This is a genomic window from Providencia sp. PROV114 (genome assembly GCF_032704305.1).
In the GTDB taxonomy this organism is placed as follows: domain Bacteria; phylum Pseudomonadota; class Gammaproteobacteria; order Enterobacterales; family Enterobacteriaceae; genus Providencia; species Providencia rettgeri.
Window position 1 is genome coordinate 3,657,531 of record NZ_CP120528.1, and the last position, 17,648, is coordinate 3,675,178.

21 protein-coding genes are annotated in these 17,648 nt (G+C 41.1%); 2 read left to right on the top strand and 19 right to left on the bottom strand.

Features of this window, described 5'->3' with window-relative positions:
• Positions 1 to 61 precede the first annotated feature (61 nt).
• Together P3L37_RS16415 and P3L37_RS16420 are read right to left on the bottom strand one after the other, a co-directional pair.
• Positions 62 to 592 (bottom strand): fimbrial protein, encoded by a 531-nt coding sequence (locus P3L37_RS16415; RefSeq protein WP_109912640.1) that lies wholly within the window; start codon positions 590 to 592, stop codon positions 62 to 64.
• 674 nt (positions 593 to 1,266) lie between these two features.
• Positions 1,267 to 2,838, bottom strand: coding sequence for an AbgT family transporter (locus P3L37_RS16420; protein WP_004907990.1), 1,572 nt, complete (start codon positions 2,836 to 2,838; stop codon positions 1,267 to 1,269).
• A 457-nt stretch (positions 2,839 to 3,295) separates the two neighbouring features.
• Between P3L37_RS16420 and P3L37_RS16425 the strand changes: the two genes are divergently transcribed.
• Both P3L37_RS16425 and P3L37_RS16430 read left to right on the top strand, forming a co-directional pair.
• Positions 3,296 to 3,676 carry a DUF1992 domain-containing protein gene (locus tag P3L37_RS16425; protein WP_004907989.1) on the top strand — a complete coding sequence of 127 codons (381 nt, stop codon included), beginning with the start codon at positions 3,296 to 3,298 and terminating at the stop codon, positions 3,674 to 3,676.
• 233 nt (positions 3,677 to 3,909) lie between these two features.
• Positions 3,910 to 4,317, top strand: coding sequence for a DUF2628 domain-containing protein (locus P3L37_RS16430; protein ID WP_004907987.1), 408 nt, complete (start codon positions 3,910 to 3,912; stop codon positions 4,315 to 4,317).
• A gap of 74 nt (positions 4,318 to 4,391) precedes the next feature.
• Here P3L37_RS16430 and P3L37_RS16435 read toward each other — a convergent pair whose 3' ends face one another.
• From P3L37_RS16435 to P3L37_RS16515, 17 genes are all read right to left on the bottom strand, one after another.
• Positions 4,392 to 5,093 carry a helix-turn-helix domain-containing protein gene (locus P3L37_RS16435; protein WP_110731651.1) on the bottom strand — a complete coding sequence of 234 codons (702 nt, stop codon included), beginning with the start codon at positions 5,091 to 5,093 and terminating at the stop codon, positions 4,392 to 4,394.
• Positions 5,094 to 5,173: 80 nt separating this feature from the next.
• Positions 5,174 to 5,479 carry a type II toxin-antitoxin system RelE/ParE family toxin gene (locus tag P3L37_RS16440; protein WP_042851508.1) on the bottom strand — a complete coding sequence of 102 codons (306 nt, stop codon included), beginning with the start codon at positions 5,477 to 5,479 and terminating at the stop codon, positions 5,174 to 5,176.
• Positions 5,472 to 5,714, bottom strand: a complete 243-nt coding sequence (locus tag P3L37_RS16445; protein WP_004907981.1) for a type II toxin-antitoxin system ParD family antitoxin — start codon at positions 5,712 to 5,714, stop codon at positions 5,472 to 5,474. The genes P3L37_RS16440 and P3L37_RS16445 overlap by 8 nt, the downstream gene beginning before the upstream one ends.
• A 74-nt stretch (positions 5,715 to 5,788) precedes the next feature.
• The gene (locus P3L37_RS16450; RefSeq protein WP_222959943.1) at positions 5,789 to 6,124 is read right to left on the bottom strand and encodes a tRNA-binding protein; all 336 of its coding nucleotides are present in this window, start codon (positions 6,122 to 6,124) and stop codon (positions 5,789 to 5,791) included.
• A gap of 195 nt (positions 6,125 to 6,319) precedes the next feature.
• Positions 6,320 to 6,646, bottom strand: a complete 327-nt coding sequence (locus P3L37_RS16455; RefSeq protein WP_004907976.1) for a DMT family transporter — start codon at positions 6,644 to 6,646, stop codon at positions 6,320 to 6,322.
• 21 nt (positions 6,647 to 6,667) lie between these two features.
• A complete protein-coding gene (locus P3L37_RS16460) occupies positions 6,668 to 7,096 on the bottom strand; it encodes a DMT family transporter (RefSeq protein ID WP_004907975.1) in 429 nt (142 codons plus the stop codon).
• 61 nt (positions 7,097 to 7,157) lie between these two features.
• The gene (locus tag P3L37_RS16465) at positions 7,158 to 7,850 is read right to left on the bottom strand and encodes a hypothetical protein (protein ID WP_109912643.1); all 693 of its coding nucleotides are present in this window, start codon (positions 7,848 to 7,850) and stop codon (positions 7,158 to 7,160) included.
• A gap of 14 nt (positions 7,851 to 7,864) precedes the next feature.
• Entirely contained in the window at positions 7,865 to 8,509 is a 645-nt protein-coding gene (locus P3L37_RS16470) for a phosphate propanoyltransferase (RefSeq protein WP_004907971.1), read from the bottom strand.
• Positions 8,506 to 8,943 (bottom strand): BMC domain-containing protein, encoded by a 438-nt coding sequence (locus P3L37_RS16475; protein WP_272667410.1) that lies wholly within the window; start codon positions 8,941 to 8,943, stop codon positions 8,506 to 8,508. Before P3L37_RS16475 ends, P3L37_RS16470 begins: the two co-directional genes overlap by 4 nt.
• Positions 8,944 to 8,956: 13 nt before the next feature.
• Positions 8,957 to 9,907 (bottom strand): choline TMA-lyase-activating enzyme, encoded by a 951-nt coding sequence (gene cutD, locus P3L37_RS16480; protein WP_042851506.1) that lies wholly within the window; start codon positions 9,905 to 9,907, stop codon positions 8,957 to 8,959.
• Positions 9,908 to 10,000: 93 nt separating this feature from the next.
• Positions 10,001 to 13,432 (bottom strand): choline trimethylamine-lyase, encoded by a 3,432-nt coding sequence (gene cutC, locus P3L37_RS16485; RefSeq protein WP_110731650.1) that lies wholly within the window; start codon positions 13,430 to 13,432, stop codon positions 10,001 to 10,003.
• A gap of 58 nt (positions 13,433 to 13,490) precedes the next feature.
• Positions 13,491 to 14,621: a 1-propanol dehydrogenase PduQ gene (locus P3L37_RS16490; RefSeq protein ID WP_110731649.1), complete on the bottom strand. Its 1,131-nt coding sequence runs from the start codon at positions 14,619 to 14,621 to the stop codon at positions 13,491 to 13,493.
• A gap of 7 nt (positions 14,622 to 14,628) precedes the next feature.
• Complete coding sequence (locus P3L37_RS16495; RefSeq protein ID WP_004259057.1) at positions 14,629 to 14,886, bottom strand: EutN/CcmL family microcompartment protein; 258 nt, start codon at positions 14,884 to 14,886, stop codon at positions 14,629 to 14,631.
• A 26-nt stretch (positions 14,887 to 14,912) separates the two neighbouring features.
• Positions 14,913 to 16,547 carry an acetaldehyde dehydrogenase (acetylating) gene (locus P3L37_RS16500; RefSeq protein WP_110731648.1) on the bottom strand — a complete coding sequence of 545 codons (1,635 nt, stop codon included), beginning with the start codon at positions 16,545 to 16,547 and terminating at the stop codon, positions 14,913 to 14,915.
• 70 nt (positions 16,548 to 16,617) lie between these two features.
• Positions 16,618 to 16,896 carry a BMC domain-containing protein gene (locus P3L37_RS16505; protein ID WP_004259063.1) on the bottom strand — a complete coding sequence of 93 codons (279 nt, stop codon included), beginning with the start codon at positions 16,894 to 16,896 and terminating at the stop codon, positions 16,618 to 16,620.
• A gap of 15 nt (positions 16,897 to 16,911) precedes the next feature.
• Positions 16,912 to 17,196, bottom strand: a complete 285-nt coding sequence (locus P3L37_RS16510; RefSeq protein ID WP_004907958.1) for a BMC domain-containing protein — start codon at positions 17,194 to 17,196, stop codon at positions 16,912 to 16,914.
• Between the two features lie 20 nt (positions 17,197 to 17,216).
• Positions 17,217 to 17,495 carry a BMC domain-containing protein gene (locus tag P3L37_RS16515; protein WP_004249182.1) on the bottom strand — a complete coding sequence of 93 codons (279 nt, stop codon included), beginning with the start codon at positions 17,493 to 17,495 and terminating at the stop codon, positions 17,217 to 17,219.
• Positions 17,496 to 17,648: the final 153 nt, after the last annotated feature.

Here is a 17,648-nt window from a genome sequence, read left to right on the forward strand (position 1 = left end):
GCAGAGAAAATGCTTTACGCCGAAACGGCGTAAAGCAATTAGCAAGTAAATAAAGATGATATTACTCGTAGCTTAATACATAGTTCGCAACAGAATTAATACTACCGGCTGTCGCTGCACCTGTTGATTCTACTTGGGCAGATAAAATAATTGTTGTTTCTGCTTCTTTTAATTTTTGCTCTAAAACATCACCAGGTTTGATTGCTTTTCCATCATTATTAAAGAATGCTACGGCAATATTATCTGCACTACCTGTATTTGCCCATAAAGTTGATTTAGTTGCATCTGGTTGTCCATTAAATGCAATTTTAACTTTAGAATAAGGCGTTCCTGGTGTACCTGAATCTAACTGGCAATCTTGTAATTTTAATTCAAAAGCATTTAGTGGACCTGTTTTACCTGCAGCTCCTAAGTTTGCAGCTGAAATACTACCTAATTGAACTTCTTTATTTATATCTGAAGGTGCGATAGTACATGCACCACTATTAACTGTACCTTTAAATGTAATTTTACCTGAACCAGCATCCGCAGCCATTGTAGAAATAGAAGTTGTTGTTAGTGCCAAGAAAACTGCGATTAATGTTTTATTCATCTTGCATACCTTATTAGTTAATAATTAATTTCTAGGGATTTATTTAATTTCTGAACGAGATGAATAATACTCAGCATTCGAGTTAAACGATACAACTGAAATGTGTATTTAACTTGTAGAGTGTAACCAAACATAACCACCATAACTAATTGAAATTTAATAAATAATGAATTTACCCCCTTCCAATTTAAAGTTAAAATCCTGATGGTCACATAAAAAAACACGAATAACCCAGAATTAAAAACTGAGAGATTAAAAATAAAAGGAATTAAATGTTGATATAAATAAAAACAAAAGAATTTAAATAAAAAAAAGAAAAAACACAAACTAAAACATCATAAATACTCTTAAAATGCACTTATAGAGACATTTATTTACATCCATTCAAGGTTCTGTTACCAATTCAATAAAAAATAAAGTATCAATCCATCCACATATAAATAAATCATTTATAAAACAATAAGCTAAATTATTATTAAATATTTCAATACACCCTCTTTTATAATTTACTTTAAGCTATTTTCGCAAAAAAACTCGTTCATCCTCTTTTTTATGTGAAAATAAAAGTAAAAAATCAATTAATAGAATGAGATACTGACATTTTATCTTAATCATAAAAAAAGCTGCCTTAATAAGCAGCTTTTTTAGTTTTATATAAAGAAAATAAACTGTACTTAACTTCCCGGCGTGAAATAAATTGGTGAGCCAGGGCCGACAGGGATGCCCAACACAAATACCCAGACAATAAAGAATAATGACCAGCCGATCAGGAAAATAATTGAATATGGCAACATCATTGAAACTAATGTTCCTATTCCTGCATCCTTCTTATATTTCACAACAATCGCCATAATTAAGCCAAAGTAACTCATCATCGGCGTAATAATGTTCGTGACCGAGTCACCGATACGATACGCGGCTTGAATAGTTTCTGGCGCGTAGCCCGCCAACATCAACATAGGTACGAAGATAGGTGCTGTGACAGCCCATTGTGCGGATGCAGAGCCAATCATTAAGTTAATAAATGCGCAGATAAGAATAAAGCCAATAAACAGTACACCACCATGAAGGTCAATACTATTTAAGAAGTTGGCACCTTTAACCGCAATAACTTGCCCGATGTTTGTCCAACCAAAGAAAGCCACAAATTGCGCAGCAAAGAAAATAATAACCAAATATAAGCCAAGCGTGCTCATTGCGCCAGCCATTGCATCCACGATATCCTTATCAGAGCGCATGGTTTTAGCAATATAGCCATACACAATACCGGGGACAGCAAAGAAGACAAAAATAAAGACCACTATCCCTTTTAAGAACGGCGAGTTACTCACTAACCCAGTGTCTTGGTTACGTAATATTCCATTTTCTGGTACTACCATTAACGCCAAAAGTGCTGCCAATCCCCAAAAAGTCACAGATGCCCAAAATAAGGCTTTTTTCTCTAACGGAGTGACATTTGCCGAGGCATAGAGGCTATTTTCATCATCATCTACTGCACCGCCAGTGTATGGGCCAAGTTGTGGCTCAACAATTTTTTCAGTGATCAAATAACCTAAAATAGTGATTAAAAACGTACTGGCAAACATAAAGTACCAGTTTGCTTCTGCACCCACGATATAAGTTGGATCAATGATTTGTGCGGCTTGTTGAGTGATACCCGACAATAACGGGTCAACCGTGCCTAATAATAAGTTTGCTGAATAACCTCCGGAAACACCAGCAAATGCCGCAGCAAGGCCGGCTAAAGGGTGACGACCTAATGAATGAAAAATGATAGCTGCGAGCGGAATAAGTACCACATAACCTAACTCTGCCGCGGTATTTGACATGATCCCAGCAAACACGATCGCCATTGTGGTTAATTTTCGAGGGGCTTTGGTGACAACCAAACGCATGGCAGCGGAAAGTAAACCTGCTCGTTCAGCAATCCCCACCCCTAATAATGCGACGAGTACCGTTCCTAACGGTGCAAAGCCTGTAAAATTAGTGACGACATTCGCAATAATTTTTCGGATCCCTTCGGCATCCAATAAACTCACAATATGAATAATACCATCTTCTGCGCGCCCTTTTGCACCTTCGGGACGAGGGTCTGGCACGCTGACACCGAAGTACTGACCAATTGCCGAGGAAACTAATAAAATCGCAATTAAAATAATAAATAAAATAACAGGATGTGGTAGAGCATTGCCTAGCCACTCAACCGTTCTTAAAAAACGGCTTCCCTCTTGCTTTTTTTGTTCCATATTTTCTCCTTATAAACAAGAAAAACGGACATTACACAATGTTTTTGCTTTTTGCTATTTACAAATAGATAATTCTAAATTAACAAAATAAACACAAATCAGACATAAAATTCAACATAATTAGGACTAACTCCATTTTATCAGCTATTAATATTATTAATTTAGCTAAAGAAGATAATTACAACCAAAATAGTTTTAGTAAATTAATTTCGATAAGTGTGGTCAACATAACAATTTTCATATTATCTATGGCTTTTTTTCGTCATTTATCACTAATTAAATATCATTTTTTAGCGGTTTTATTTTATATAAATCGGAAAACCCTTATTTATCAATACTCGATAAAACCTTACTTATAACTCGGAATAACAAACCTAATAAAGCATAATATGCCAACTTTATTTACACTGTCATGGAAGGTTATAATGTCAGAAAATTAACTCATGGAGCCTCTATAATGTCAGTTATCGACCTTTGGGCTGAACGCCACATACAAGAAGCACTAAGCAGAGGAGAACTTACAAATTTAGCAGGGGAAGGTAAAGCTTTGCAGCTTGAAGATGATAGCCTGGTTCCGCCTGAACTCAGGGCTGGATATCGGATATTGAAAAATTCAGGTTATTTACCCGCAGAATTACAGCAAAGAAAAGATGCACTGACACTTAGCCACATGTTACAAAGCCTATCAGTGGATGACCCAAATTATACATCAATGAGTAAACAGCTGGCTTTGCTTGAATTAAAGCTCAAGCAAGCCAATGTCAATACCGATTTTTTACATGGTAATTATGCAGATTCAATTTCTGAACAAATAAATAATAAACCAAATAGCAAATAGCAAATAGCAAATAGCAAATAGCAAATAGCAAATAGCAAATAGCAAATAGCAAATAAACTTATGTCAAATAGTAACCGAGTAAATATACGAGTAATTTGCCATTTTCTATAGTTTCTTAACACTTTTTTAAGAAAGCTCCGCAATAATCATATTAAGACTATTTCCCCCTATATTTATGTGAACATCTCAGTATTATCAACCTCGACTTTATTATTAATAGACAAGGGATAAAGATGGAACAGAAACAATATTCTAGTAAATGGCAAAAACGTTTTGATTTCTTTGATAAGCATGGTGCACCTAATACACCTGAATTCAAAGCAGCGTTAAAAGCCGCCTCTTTCGGTGAGCGTATTCTCATTAACATGAACATTTTTGCTTTCTTCTTCGGTATTATTTATTTCCTGATTTTAGGACTTTGGAAAAAAGGGTTAGTGATGCTTGGTATCACTATTGGGGTTGGTCTGGTTTTGAATATTATTGATTTTATGATTGGTGGAACTATCCCAAATGCAGTTTATACCGGGGTATCTGTCGGTATGTCCGCAATGTGGGCAATGATTGCTAACTATGCTTATTATATTAAAGAAACCAAAGGATTGGATAATTGGAATCCGTTTGAAGGGATCCGAATGCTTTAAGTGACGATCAAATCAAAGTTGGCTGCTGGCAAGGCAGCTAATTTTTACCGTAAAATAAAATTTAGAATAAATAGCTACTCTAAATTAACACTCTGCAAACGATATTCATTCGGCGTTTTGCCATAAAATTGGCGAAATGCGTGACTAAATGAGGAATGTGAGTCATAACCCACTGCTAATGCAATTTGTTCTATTGATGTGTTGGTTAATAACAAGCTCCCTGCCGCTTCCATACGTTTTTGTAATAAAAATTGCATCGCTGTTAATTGTGCTTCTGCCTTTATTTTTCGTTGAAGCGTACTCACTGACATACAAAAAGCGGTCGCCATATCTTCACAACTAATAGGATGATGTAAACGCAGCTCCACCCATTGAGAAACTTCATCAATCCATTTTTTTTCAGGTTTTAACTGGGCCAATAACAAACGGGCAACAGTAAAATTATGTTCGGGAGCTTGTGGAAAACTTTGCAGCCAATTCAAAAAACCGACTGCGGCAGGTGTCAGAGTAAATTCCGTCATTTTTTCACTTAATGCCCATTGTGCTGTGGCTGGCATTTCTAATACATAATTTTGATTGCCGACCTGTCCACTAAAAGCGTGATTAACACTTGGCGGGATCACCATCCCCTTGCCTGCATTGAGTAAAAAATGCTGGCGATACATATTGATTTCCATTTGCCCAGATAACGACAGAACAACTTGCCACTGCCCATCATGTTGATGAGAAATGACTTCGTCCGAATATTGGCGAAAATGAAGCTCAGGTAATCGCAAAGGGTTATACTCCCACAGTCAATGAATAGTAAGAGTATAGGGCTATTGGCAGCAATATAGCTATAGAAGAAGTGACCAGCCTATTTAGTAAATTCATCAAAATAGAAGTGTTTCAGCGGTTCCATTTGCTGGTGAAGAACACGCATAACAAAGATATCGTTGGTTCTATGTCGATAAAAAATGACATGCTTAGAATGATTATAACGTCTAATTCCCACTGAAATTTCCGCACACTCCAGTCCTATCAAAGGATTGGAGCTAAGCATTTCTAATACGCAATGTAAACTTTTTGTATACTCATCCGCTTTCCTGACACCAAAATTGATTAAAGTATATTCAAATATTCCTTCAAAATCTTTAGCGGCTAAGTTAGAAAGTTTATACATTATGTGCATTCTTCACTTTCTTGGCGATATCGTGGAGTGTTAATGATGATTCACCGCTTTTTTCACCGGCATCAATTAGCATCTTTAATGCTGCCGTTTGTTTTTCTTGAGCTTCAAGTAAACGCAGTGCGGAGCGAACGACTTCACTTGTTGAGCCATACCTTCCAGACGAAATCAGTTGATTTACAAATTCATCTAATTGCGCTCCGATTGTCACACTTGTGGTACGAGCCATAGGATCACCTTTGTGTTAATTATTAACACAAATATTTTAGTGGGTTATCGCTATAAAATCAATCCATGTAGTCATTAGGCTAGAAGCGCACCATTCGGCAAAGGTAAGTTAAACTCTGCAAGGACAATTGCCCCTGTTTCATCGGGAGCCCCGGTAATTAATACTTCGGATTTGATCCCCGCGATTCGCTTAACCTCAAAATTGCACACGCATAACACCTGCTTACCAATCAAATCTTCTGGCGTATAATTGACGGTGATCTGTGCGCTTGAGCGCTTGATACCCAATTCTCCTAGGTCGACTTCCATCACATAAGCAGGCTTTTTGGCTTTACTGTTAACTTGTGCGCTAATAATCGTGCCAACACGCATTTCAACACGAGTAAAATCATCCCATTCAATAATTTGCATAAATTTATTCCTGAATTAAATTGCTTATGTGTCATAAGTTAACATACAACAGATTTTGCGTTTTATCGCCAGAACGTCATTTTATGTAGCCAGACCACCATGAGTTAAGAAGATAAGCAAAAAATAGCCCTCATTAGAAATTGAGGGCAAAAGATACAAGACAGGAAATAGGTTGAAATAAAAATTTCTTGTTAATTACATTGTTGAAAATGTATTCATAATGATCCCACCAGAGATAATTAATCCCATCGCAAATACCGCTGGAAAATCCGGTTTTTGTTTATATAAAATCATAGAAACTAAAGTTACACCGACAATACCAAACCCACACCACAGTGAATACGCAACACCGACTGGGATATAACCCATTGCACGAGTTAAGGCAAAATAGCATAAACAATAAGCAATAATAACTAATACCGATGGACCTAATTTGCTAAAGCTATTAGTCTTTTTAATCATTGAGGTGCCCGTTATTTCAGAGCCAATAGAAAGCGCTAACCATAAAAATCCAGTAAACATAATATTCCCCTTAGCGTTGATTTAATGAGCAGTGTTATTTTTTGCGGATATTAATGAAGACTCAGTTTCATCTTTCGATGATTCTGTTTCTTCTGGGTCATCTGAGCCCATCTTGGAGAATAGATTCATGATCACAATACCACTTGCAATCACCACCATTCCAATTATGGCCGCAGTATCTGGATGTTGACCATAAAACAACATGCCCAGCGTAGAAACCATTAAAATTCCTGTACCTGACCATGTAGCATAAGCTAAACCAACTGGAATATATTTTACTGCGCGAGAGAGTGAGTAATAACAAATAACATACAACACAACGATTAATGCCAATAATAATGATTTGGTCATGCCTTCACTGTTATCAAACATTTTTAAGGTCGATGTGGCTGAGGTTTCAGAAATAATAACCGCCAACATCCAAAGCCATGATTTTGCTTTAGGGGACATAGATAATACTCCTACGATAAATAGAAAGATTAAAATTAATTTTTAATTTGATTAAATAGCTTTATTTTTTAAGAGACTTTAAATAATCGATTGCTGAATCCGTTAATTTATTTTCATTCGCACAGTACCCCCTAGGGTTATTCATTACTTCTTTTAAAGTAATATAGCGACTTGGGTGTTCATTATTTATTTCAGGTTTTAAACATTCAGAAAGTTCATTCGTTGATATTTTCTTTTCTATTTCATTTAATGAATCGAAATGAATACCTAACTTGATAGCCTTACTAATATTTTCTTTAATCAGACGATTATAATTTTCATTTTTATTTAAACCTAAAACCTGACTTAATTCACTTTCAGGGCAGCAATGGTATTTCAATGCCAATATAGGCATGTTTTGTGATAAGGCACACAAGACTAATTCACTTTCTTCACTGGCAAACAAACCATTGGCTATCTCACCAACTACTTTTGCATCAATAAAAGGTAAAAACAGGCTGTCATAATGACTTAACCCATTTATTGATAAGGTGTTTTTATTTATAACACTTCCCAGTTCAGCCCATTTTTCAACTTGGGAAGACTGAAGCATGGATGCGGTGGCATAAAAGGAAAAAGCCACAGACTCTAGCTGTGCCAGCCTTTGGTAAATGGCTTGCTGGTACCCCTCAACTGGCGATAGCACAACCAAAACTTGTCGCTTTAACTGACGTAAAACTTGCTGCACAATTTGTTCAATCAGTTTTTCGTTCATTTTGCCACCATCCCTTAACCCGCGATGAATACGCTATCGTTATTACGTAATCCCGCAGCATTCGCCTCATCAGTATCGATATGAAACTCAAGGGAAAATCGCTCATCAACCCTCACGACAACCTCATCGAATACCAAGCGACGCTCACCTTCTGTACGGATATTCACTTTTTGCCCATTCACCACATTTAAGGCTCTCGCATCCATCACACTCATATGAATATGGCGCTGAGCACAAATGACTTGTGATTCAAGATTGACATGCCCTGCGGGGCCAATCAGTAAAGCATTGCCTGAACCTGCCATGTCACCAGACTCTCTTACCGGCGCTTTTATACCAAGGGCAAAGCAGTCGGCCTTAGACACTTCGAGCTGCGTTTTTGGGCGAACGGGTCCCAATACTCTGACTTTGCTAATCGACCCTTTTGGCCCCACCACCATGACGCATTCTTTCGCAGCAAATTGCCCCGGCTGTTTTAAATCTTTGAATGGCGTTAGCTGATAACCTTGGCCAAACAAGGCTTCAACGTCCTGCTGTGAAAGATGAACATGGCGGTTAGATATTCCGACAGGGATAGCAATGTTAGCGACACCTGCTTGTGCTGGTGTGTAAGCTGAAAGCCGAGCCAGTATTTTCCCCATCAATTGCTCATTCATCATGATTTTTTCCCTTTACGCGGGTCATTTTTGACATCTTTCGCATTGATGTCGGTTTTGACTTCAGCCACTGGTGCTTCCGTTTTAGTTTCAACGACCACTTTTTCCACTAGTTTTTCGGCTTTCACTTCCAGCTGAATACTTTTCTCTAATTCGCCTTTTTTGCTTTTCACGGTAAGCAGTTTGCTGATAACACTTTCTTCTGGGCGAGCAATGACTAATGAGCCGACTAATAGTTGGCTATTCGCGATGACCTCAATGCCGTGGTCAACCGCAGTACGAACCGCACTGATTTCCCCTTGAAAACAAACGGATACCAGTCCAGAACCTATTTTTCGATAACCTACAATTTCTACGCTGGCTGCTTTGCATGCCGCATCTGCAGCCTGTATAGCGGATGTCAGTCCCCGAGTTTCAATTACGCCTAAACTTTTCATCTGTCTCTCCTACTTAGTGACGAACCAGTCGAATATCGAAATCAAATTGTTTGAAGAATGCTTCAAGTTGGTCTAATTCTTCTGCACTATAGGTTGGGTCTTGCTTAACGGGATAAATCATATCCAGCTTGTCGTATTTACCACGCCCCAACTGGTGATAAGGCAGAATATCGATGCGTTTTACATTGCCGCGTTTGGACAATTCCATCGCATAGTGAATCGCCCCCGTGATGGCATCAAAGGAGTCGTTATAACCACGAACGAGTGGCATTCTGACGACGACGTTCGCACCGAGATCAACCAGTCTTTCGAGGTTGCGGCGAACATTTTCATTACCAATGCCGAATAGGTTTTTATGCTGAACAGTATCAATGTGCTTAATGTCATAGAGGAACAGGTCGACAACTTCAGATAACTTTTCATAATTTTCTAATGATGTCGTCCCTTGGGTTTCTATCGCCGTATTGATCATCATTTTTTTACACTCACGCAGCAGCGCGACGGCAAAATCGGTTTGTAGGCTCATTTCGCCACCACCGATTGTTACGCCACCACCAGAAGAAATATAAAAATCATAATCTTGCATAATGATGTCCATCATTTCAGCTACCGTGACATCTTTCCCCATGATGTCTAACGCGCCACCAATACACACCTCTTCGCATTTACGACAACCAATGCAGTCAATGCTGCGATTCACACGGTGAATTTGTTCACCTTGGTCATTAATGGTTTTGTAGTGGATCCCTGTAGGGCAGACATCAACACATTTCCCACAATTGACGCATTTATCGTGGGAAAACATCACTTGGAACTGGCTGCTTAACCCTTCAGGGTTAGCACACCAAGGGCAACGAATATTGCACCCTTTTAAGAAAATCAGCGTCCGAATACCGTCGCCATCATAAATCGAGTATTTTTGGATATTAAATATCCGACCTTTAATTTCTGCCGCGCTCATCATTGCACCTCTAAAATCAGTTCAAAATTTATTATTGTTGTTATTAAATAGCCGGTATGACATGGCAGGTATGAAGCCATACCTGCCAGCGTTGATTTAGAACTTCTCAATCACAGTACGGCTAATAATTTCATCTTGAACCTCTTTACAAAGTTCGACGAAGTAGGCACTGTAACCTGCAACACGAACGATTAAATCACGATATTTTTCAGGCTCTTGCTGGGCTTTTTTCAGCATTTCGTTATCGACATAGCTGAACTGCATTTGGCCATTGCCTAAGATAGACGCGGTTCTCAACAAGGTGATTAAACCGTGACGACCTTCTGGTGTGTCCAATAAGCCTTTTAAGAACTTAAAGTTATGCACCATGCCAATGTTCATCGTTTCAACATTCATTTTACTGATTGATTTAATGATGGCAGTTGGGCCTTGTTTATCCGCACCTTGTGTCGGGCTGATACCATCTGATAACGGCATCCAAGCCAAGCGACCGTTGGCACTCGCGGCGGTTAACTCACCAATCGGCGTGTTGTTAGAGATGGATAAGGTTCCGTGGCTCAGTGTTGAATACAACATGTCGTACTTACGGCACTCACGCTCTGTCCACTCCGTAATATCCAGCGCATATTGGTCAACGTAGTCATCATCGTTACCAAATTTAGGTGCATTTAAGCAGTCACGGCGTAGTTCGTCGTAGCCTTCAAAGTTTGCTAATAAGCCATCACGAATTTGCTCAAGTGTGTAGCGGCCATCTTCGTAAACCAATTTGCGAATAGCGACAATCGAGTCAACATAGGTCGCCAGACCAGAGAAAATCAGCCCTGGGCCGTGGTTGATCATCGCCCCACCTGCCGCAACGTCCTTGCCTTTTTCCATACAGCCTTCCACCAGCAAGGACATTAATGGTTTTGGTGCCACATCACGGTGAACACGTTGGCTGATGACGGTACCGATAGCGGATAAGCGAACAATATGAGCTATCTGCGCTTTCACAGCATTATCAAAGTCTTCGAATGTTTTTAGCTCACGTAAGTCACCGGTATCTAAACCTTGATAGCTATCGAATAACACCATGCGGCCACGGTTTAATACGAATTCAATCGCAATTGGCCATTGGGTGTAACCCGTTGAAGTCCATTGATAAATACGGCCAGATTTCTGTGGCTCTACACAGCCCATCAAGCAGTAATCACGCGCATCTTCAAAGTCAAAACCTTTACGCAGCATCATTTTGATGTGGGAATCATCGAAGTGACAGGCAGGGAAGCCCATACCGGCTTTCACCACATCAACGATTTTTTCCATGTATTTCTGTGGTGATTGGTTATGAATACGGCAAGCCAGAGATGGCTGATACACTTTAACAAAGCGAACCGCATCCATAATTAAGTAGGTTAAGTCGTTACATGCATCGCCACCTGAACGTTTTTGTCCACCCACTGTTAAGTTGATAAATGGCTGATAACCTGCGAAATATTTCGCGCCTAATTCACTCGACATCCACATTAATTCCGCACATTTGATAATAAATGCCTGCATCATTTCTAATGCTTGGTCTTGGGTTAAGCGGCCTGTTTTGATGTCGTTTTCGTACATTGGTAAGCAATATTGGTCAAGACGTCCCAAAGAAAGGCCAGTTTGGTTTTCTTCGATTTCAAACAGTGACTCAACTGTCCAAATGCTTTGTAATGCTTCTTGTAACGTCACCGGCGGATTCGCTGGCACGTTTTCGTTGACTTGTGCGATAGTCAGCAATTCTTCACGGCGTTTTTGGTCTGACTCCAGCACCGCTAATTCGCGAGCATGGGCAGCAATGCGGTGTGAATACGCAATCACCCCTTCACAGGTTTCAATTGACGCTTTATAGAAATAAATGCGATCAATATCATCAGGGTTTTCCATGCTTAATTCAGCCAGTTTCGCCTGAGCATCTGCTTTGATGCCATTCATTCCTTTGGTGAATAACAACACGTCATAACCGGGGCAAGTATCCCCACCGCCATTGATTTGGTGATAAGACAAGTCACTGACGAAAGTTTCACCACTGAATTCCCAGACTCCCGCTTCACGGTATTGAGCTTCACAAATTTCATCCAGTGAACGGCCTTCCCAGAATGGAGCGATTTCCTCGCGGATCACTTTTTTATCTTCTTCAGAGATAACAAACGGATCTTGTGGACGTGTGCTCATTGTATCGAGTTCTTCGACTACCCAGCGCCATGCGATATCCGGTGAGAATGCACCTGCGCGGGCTTTACCACATGGATGCCCCACAATCAGCTCTTCGGGTTGAATTAAGATTGGTGCAGTTTCACAAGCACGGCGGAATGCTTTCGCACGCAATAAAATTGGCGGTAAACCTGGGTTATTTTTGACAACTTCAGTAAAAGCGAGTGCGCGGTAGATAGACACGCTTGGGCGCTCTTCTAAGTAACGGTTACGCAAGCGCTGTAAGCGAGGCGTTAAACCTTCCATGACTTTGAATTCAGTTTCAGCTTGAGCTGCCGGCGCAACATAGCTGGCATTTGGTGCTGCATATTGCGGCTGAACGCTATTTTTTCCACAATATAAACGGACTTTCAATCCATTATTGATAGCGCTGATGTTTTCATGTGCGGATAACATCATGGCTGATAATTCGTTAAGGCATACGCGTGGGTCATTCAGATAAATGCCGTCTTTCAATGCATCGAACATTGGGTAGCCATCAACTTGCTTGGTTGAGCGAACTTCAGAGAGTTCAGCCAGTTTCAACCATAAACTTTCTACAATTTCATAAGCTTGTGCTTGGGTCAAACGGCCTTGTTCAATATCACGTTGGTAGAATGGATAGACCGCTTTATCGAATCCCATTGGGTTAACGGCATAGCTACCATTTTCTAAATGCAGGATTAATTGAAGTAAGTAGAAAGCTTGGCACGCTTCTTTAAAAGTTTGCGCCGGTTTTGCCGGTACATTGCGTAAAATCGCTGCACTTTCTTGTAATTCTGCACGACGGTATTGATTAGATTCTGCCGCTGCCATGCTCTCTGCTTTAGAAGCTAAAGCTTGTGCAAAATGAATGGCCGCATCACATGCGTAAATTGCCGAACGGCAGTTATTTGCCTCATCAATACTATTGCGACTGACCGCACTACCAATGTTTCTAACTTTGTTCTCTAACTGTGCTTTGATAGCTAAAAAGCCGATGTTTAATACCGCTAAGTAATCTGGCGCATCGATGGTGCTATCGCCAGCTAAAAAGGTATAAATACTGTGGCTATTGATTTCATTTTCAGTATGAAAAATCGCTCCGCGAGGGGTCGATGATTGGCTACCAATAATCAGCTCATCTTGAGCAATAAATGCCGGAAAATGACGGATAAATTCATAAAAACGTTGGGCAGGTTTAATCGCCTGCGGTGCGCCAGACAGTTGGTTGCCAAGCGCTTCTAAAATATTGGCACGTTCAGTAATAATTGAGCTGTTGCGGGCACTTAAGCGTTCAGCCAGCATTTTTACGCGTGGGGTCAAAGCATATTTATTCATGTTAGCCTATCCTGATGTTCTTTCTAGTTTGTTGTTCATCACATAAAAGCGTTAACTGTTAAAAAGACTGTCTATACAGCACTTCCAGTTGCACCTTGCTCACATCCCGTGGATTGGTCGGAGTGCAACTATCGCGCAGTGCTTGCCCAACCATTTCCCCTAAACGGGCGTTAAAATCGAATTCATTAGTGCCGGTTGCTTGAATGCCTTTTGGCATATTCATTTCATCTTTCAATACGTTGATTGCCACAATTAGGCTTTCAACACCTTCACGTATTGTTGAGGCAGGTAAACTTAAATTTTTTGCGAGATGGGCATAACGTTTTGCAGCTTCGTTATCGCATCGCCCTTCTAAATCCGCATTGAAAGCCACGACTTGCGCCATCAACAACGCATTGGCACGGCCATGAGGAATATGGAATACGCCGCCTAATGCATGGGCTAAGCTATGCGTTATTCCCAATGAGGCATTGGTAAAAGCCATTCCCGCAATACATGACGCGTTATGCATTTTTTCGCGAGCCACTAAGTTGCTACCATCGCGATAGCAGTCAATTAAATGGCCGAACACTAATTGCACCGCTTTTTCAGCTAAGGCATCAGAAAAGTCAGATGCAGTGCGAGAAACATAGGCTTCTAGCGCGTGGCATAGCACGTCCATACCTGTGTCTGCCGTAATAGAAGCGGGTACTGACTTCACCAGTGCAGGGTCTAAGATAGCCACATCTGGCAGCATGAACTCATCAACCAAAACCAGTTTTTCAGACTGGGATTTGATCACTGAAAACGACGTCACTTCTGAGCCCGTCCCACTGGTAGTTGGGATGGCAATAAACTGTGGTTTAACGCGGCTGACGTCTTTTTTTGTGTGCCAGAGGGAGTAAATAACAGCTTTCGCAGCATCAATAACCGACCCACCACCGAGTGCAATCACCACATCTGGATATTGCATATCCATGATTTTCATACCGTTAACAATGGCTGAAATATCAGGATCTGGCTTAACATCATCGTAAATTGAAAATGTGATGCCACTTTGGGTTAACCTGCGAGTGACTTCATCGGCTAAGCCAAACTTCACCATCGCTTTGTCAGTGACGATAAAGGCATGGTGAGCACTCATGTGTGAGATAAAGTCCAATGCATTCGCACCGAATTGAACTTTAGGTTTAATCAAAAACTGGTTCATGCTGTTTTTACTCCTTGGTATAAACCTTCTCAACAATGGCAACCACTGACATGGCTTTGTAATTGTCTTTATTCAAAGCGAAGTAAGCTTCAGCTAAAACAATGTCGTTAATACCTGCGCCAACACTGTCGACTGCCACATACGTTTTGTTTTTCAACGGTTCAAGGTCATCCCCTAGCTTGGTTACCATCAATAAGTTACTGCCGCTAAGTTCTTGGCATTTCTGCGTTGCAACAACATGTCCAACTACCTTTGCGAGGATCATGGTTTATACCGCCTTATTCCAATAAGTTACTTATTTAGGCGTCCGAGAACGGCCTTGATGATTTGCTCAACATTTTCTTCAGTAATATCACCTTGAGAAACCACTGCCTCAGCAATCGCAGCCGTCGTTGCCGTACTGCCAAATCGGTCGTCGCCTGTTGGGTTAGCAGTCACCGCTGACGTTGTCGCTGCAACAGGGTTACGGAAGCGGTTATCATCAAAAATGCTGACTTGCGGTTGATTGCCAGCTGCTGATACCGCTGGCTGGGTAGAAGTACAAGACTGGGCGGGCTGTCTTAAATCATCAATGGAACGTACGCCATAACCGACTTTACGGATGTTCAGCAAGTTCATCGGGCCGACGTTATCGGAGCTAGAGCCACCACCTACTGCGCCACAACCCAGTGTTAACGCTGGCGTGATATTGGTCGTTGCGCCGATCCCACCCAATGCAGCCGGTGTATTAATCAAAATGCGATTAACGGGTTTTTCCAGAGAAAATTGACGAATAACATCTTCGTTTTGTGTGTGAATAACCAAAGTATGGCCGAGACCTTCATTGGTCAGTAAGTCAACTACACGGTGACAAGCTGACTGCCAGTCTTCCTCGATATACATCCCTAAAATTGGGCATAATTTTTCCCGGGAGTATGGGTTTTTCGGTGATACCGTGTCTTGCAGAGCAATCAATACACGCGTATTAGCTGGAACAGTGAAACCTGCACGCTGGCTTAATGTGATGGCATCTTTACCCACCACTTCTGGGTTGATAGTGCCATTCGCTCTTAGCAGCATGGATGCCATGCGTTTCGCTTCGTCTTCATTCATGAAGTAAGCGCCTTGAGCGAGTAGTTCACGATGAACTTCGTTGTAAATGCAACGTTCTACAATGATGGATTGTTCTGAAGCGCAAATGACACCGTTATCAAAAGTTTTACTGGTGATGATGTCACTCACCGCTTGTTTGATATTGGCGCTATGTTCAATAAATGCAGGGCCATTACCTGGACCGCCACTAATGGTTGGTGTACCGGATGCGTAAGCTGCGCGTACCATGCCTTCACCTCCCGTTGCCAAAATTAAAGAAACGTCTTTGCTGTGCATCAGTTCTTTCGTTGCTTCAAGAGTCAACATCGTGACGCCATCCACAATACCCGCTGGTGCCCCTGCTTCTAATGCGGCTTTTTTGACAATTTCTAATGTACGAAAACTACAGGCTTTCGCATTTGGGTGAGGGGAAAAGACAATGGCATTACCTGCCTTCAAGGCAATCAACGTTTTGTAGATGATGGTAGATGTTGGGTTAGTAGAAGGTACTAACGCCGTAATCACACCAAGAGGGACACCCACATCCATAACTTTGTTGATTTTGTCATCATTAATGATGCCAACGGTTTTGAGATCTTTAATGTGCTCATAAACACGTATTGAAGCAAAAGTGTTCTTCAGGACTTTATCTTGCCACTTACCGAACCCTGTTTCTTCATTGGCCATTTTTGCCAGCTCTTCTGCATGAAGTGCCGACTCAATCGCGATGTGCTTAACAATACTGTCGATTTTTTCCTGCGAAAATGTCGCAAATTCTTTCTGTGCTTGTTTCGCGTTTCTAACCAGCTCTCTTGCTAGTTGTCTGGATTGCAGATCTTTATCTAATGCAACCATGTCTTCCCCCGTATCGGAGTCAAAAATTAACTCATTAACTTGTGGTTTTATTTACTAATCAGCCAACAACTTAGGCTTTGTGTTGCTGTGCAATTTTGCCAATATCGTTGTGTGGTCTTGCAATAACACGTGAAGTCACCACAGTTCCGATACGTTTTGCCGCCTCAACACCAGACTCAACAGCAGCGTTAACGGCACCGACATCACCTTTAACCATTGCTGTTACTAGCCCTGAACCCACATTTTCATAACCAATTAGCTCAACATTCGCGGCTTTACACATGGCATCAGCAGCTTCAATACACGCCACTAAACCTTTGGTTTCAATTAGACCAAGTGCTTCTTTCATAAGTAATTTCCTGTTTTATTCCGTGACTTTATACTGGGAGACGATTTTTTGGATATCGTTATGAGGACGTGCGATAACCAAAGATGTCACGACGGTGCCAACGCGAGAGGCAGATTCAACACCTGAATCTACGGCAGCTTTCACTGCGCCCACATCGCCCTTGACCATGGCGGTAACTAAACCTGACCCAACATTTTCATAACCAATCAGCACAACGTTTGCGGCTTTGCACATCGAGTCCGCAGCTTCAATACAAGCCACTAACCCTTGAGTTTCAATAAGACCTAATGCGTCACCCATGTTTTTTCCTCCGGAAAAAGTTATGCCTTATGTTTAATAACGATTTTGTTGATATCGTTGTGTGGACGCGCAATGACCAGTGAAGTCACGACTTCGCCAACACGTTGAGCTGACTCAACGCCTGAATCGACAGCCGCTTTGACTGCACCCACATCGCCTTTGACCATCGCAGTCACGAGGCCTGAACCGACATTTTCATAGCCAATTAGCTCAACATTCGCCGCTTTGCACATGGCATCCGCCGCTTCAATACAAGCCACCAGACCTTTAGTTTCAATAAGACCTAATGCATCACCCATTGTTGTTTCCTCCGAAAAGCCTTCTTTGTTTTTCTTTACCGCTGATGCTTCAAGTTGATGTGTCCGAGTACATGTCCCTTGAAGAATCTGGGTAATCATTTACGCCAATGGTGTCTGCGCGGTGATTTATTGAACGCAGCCTTTGGCTTCAAA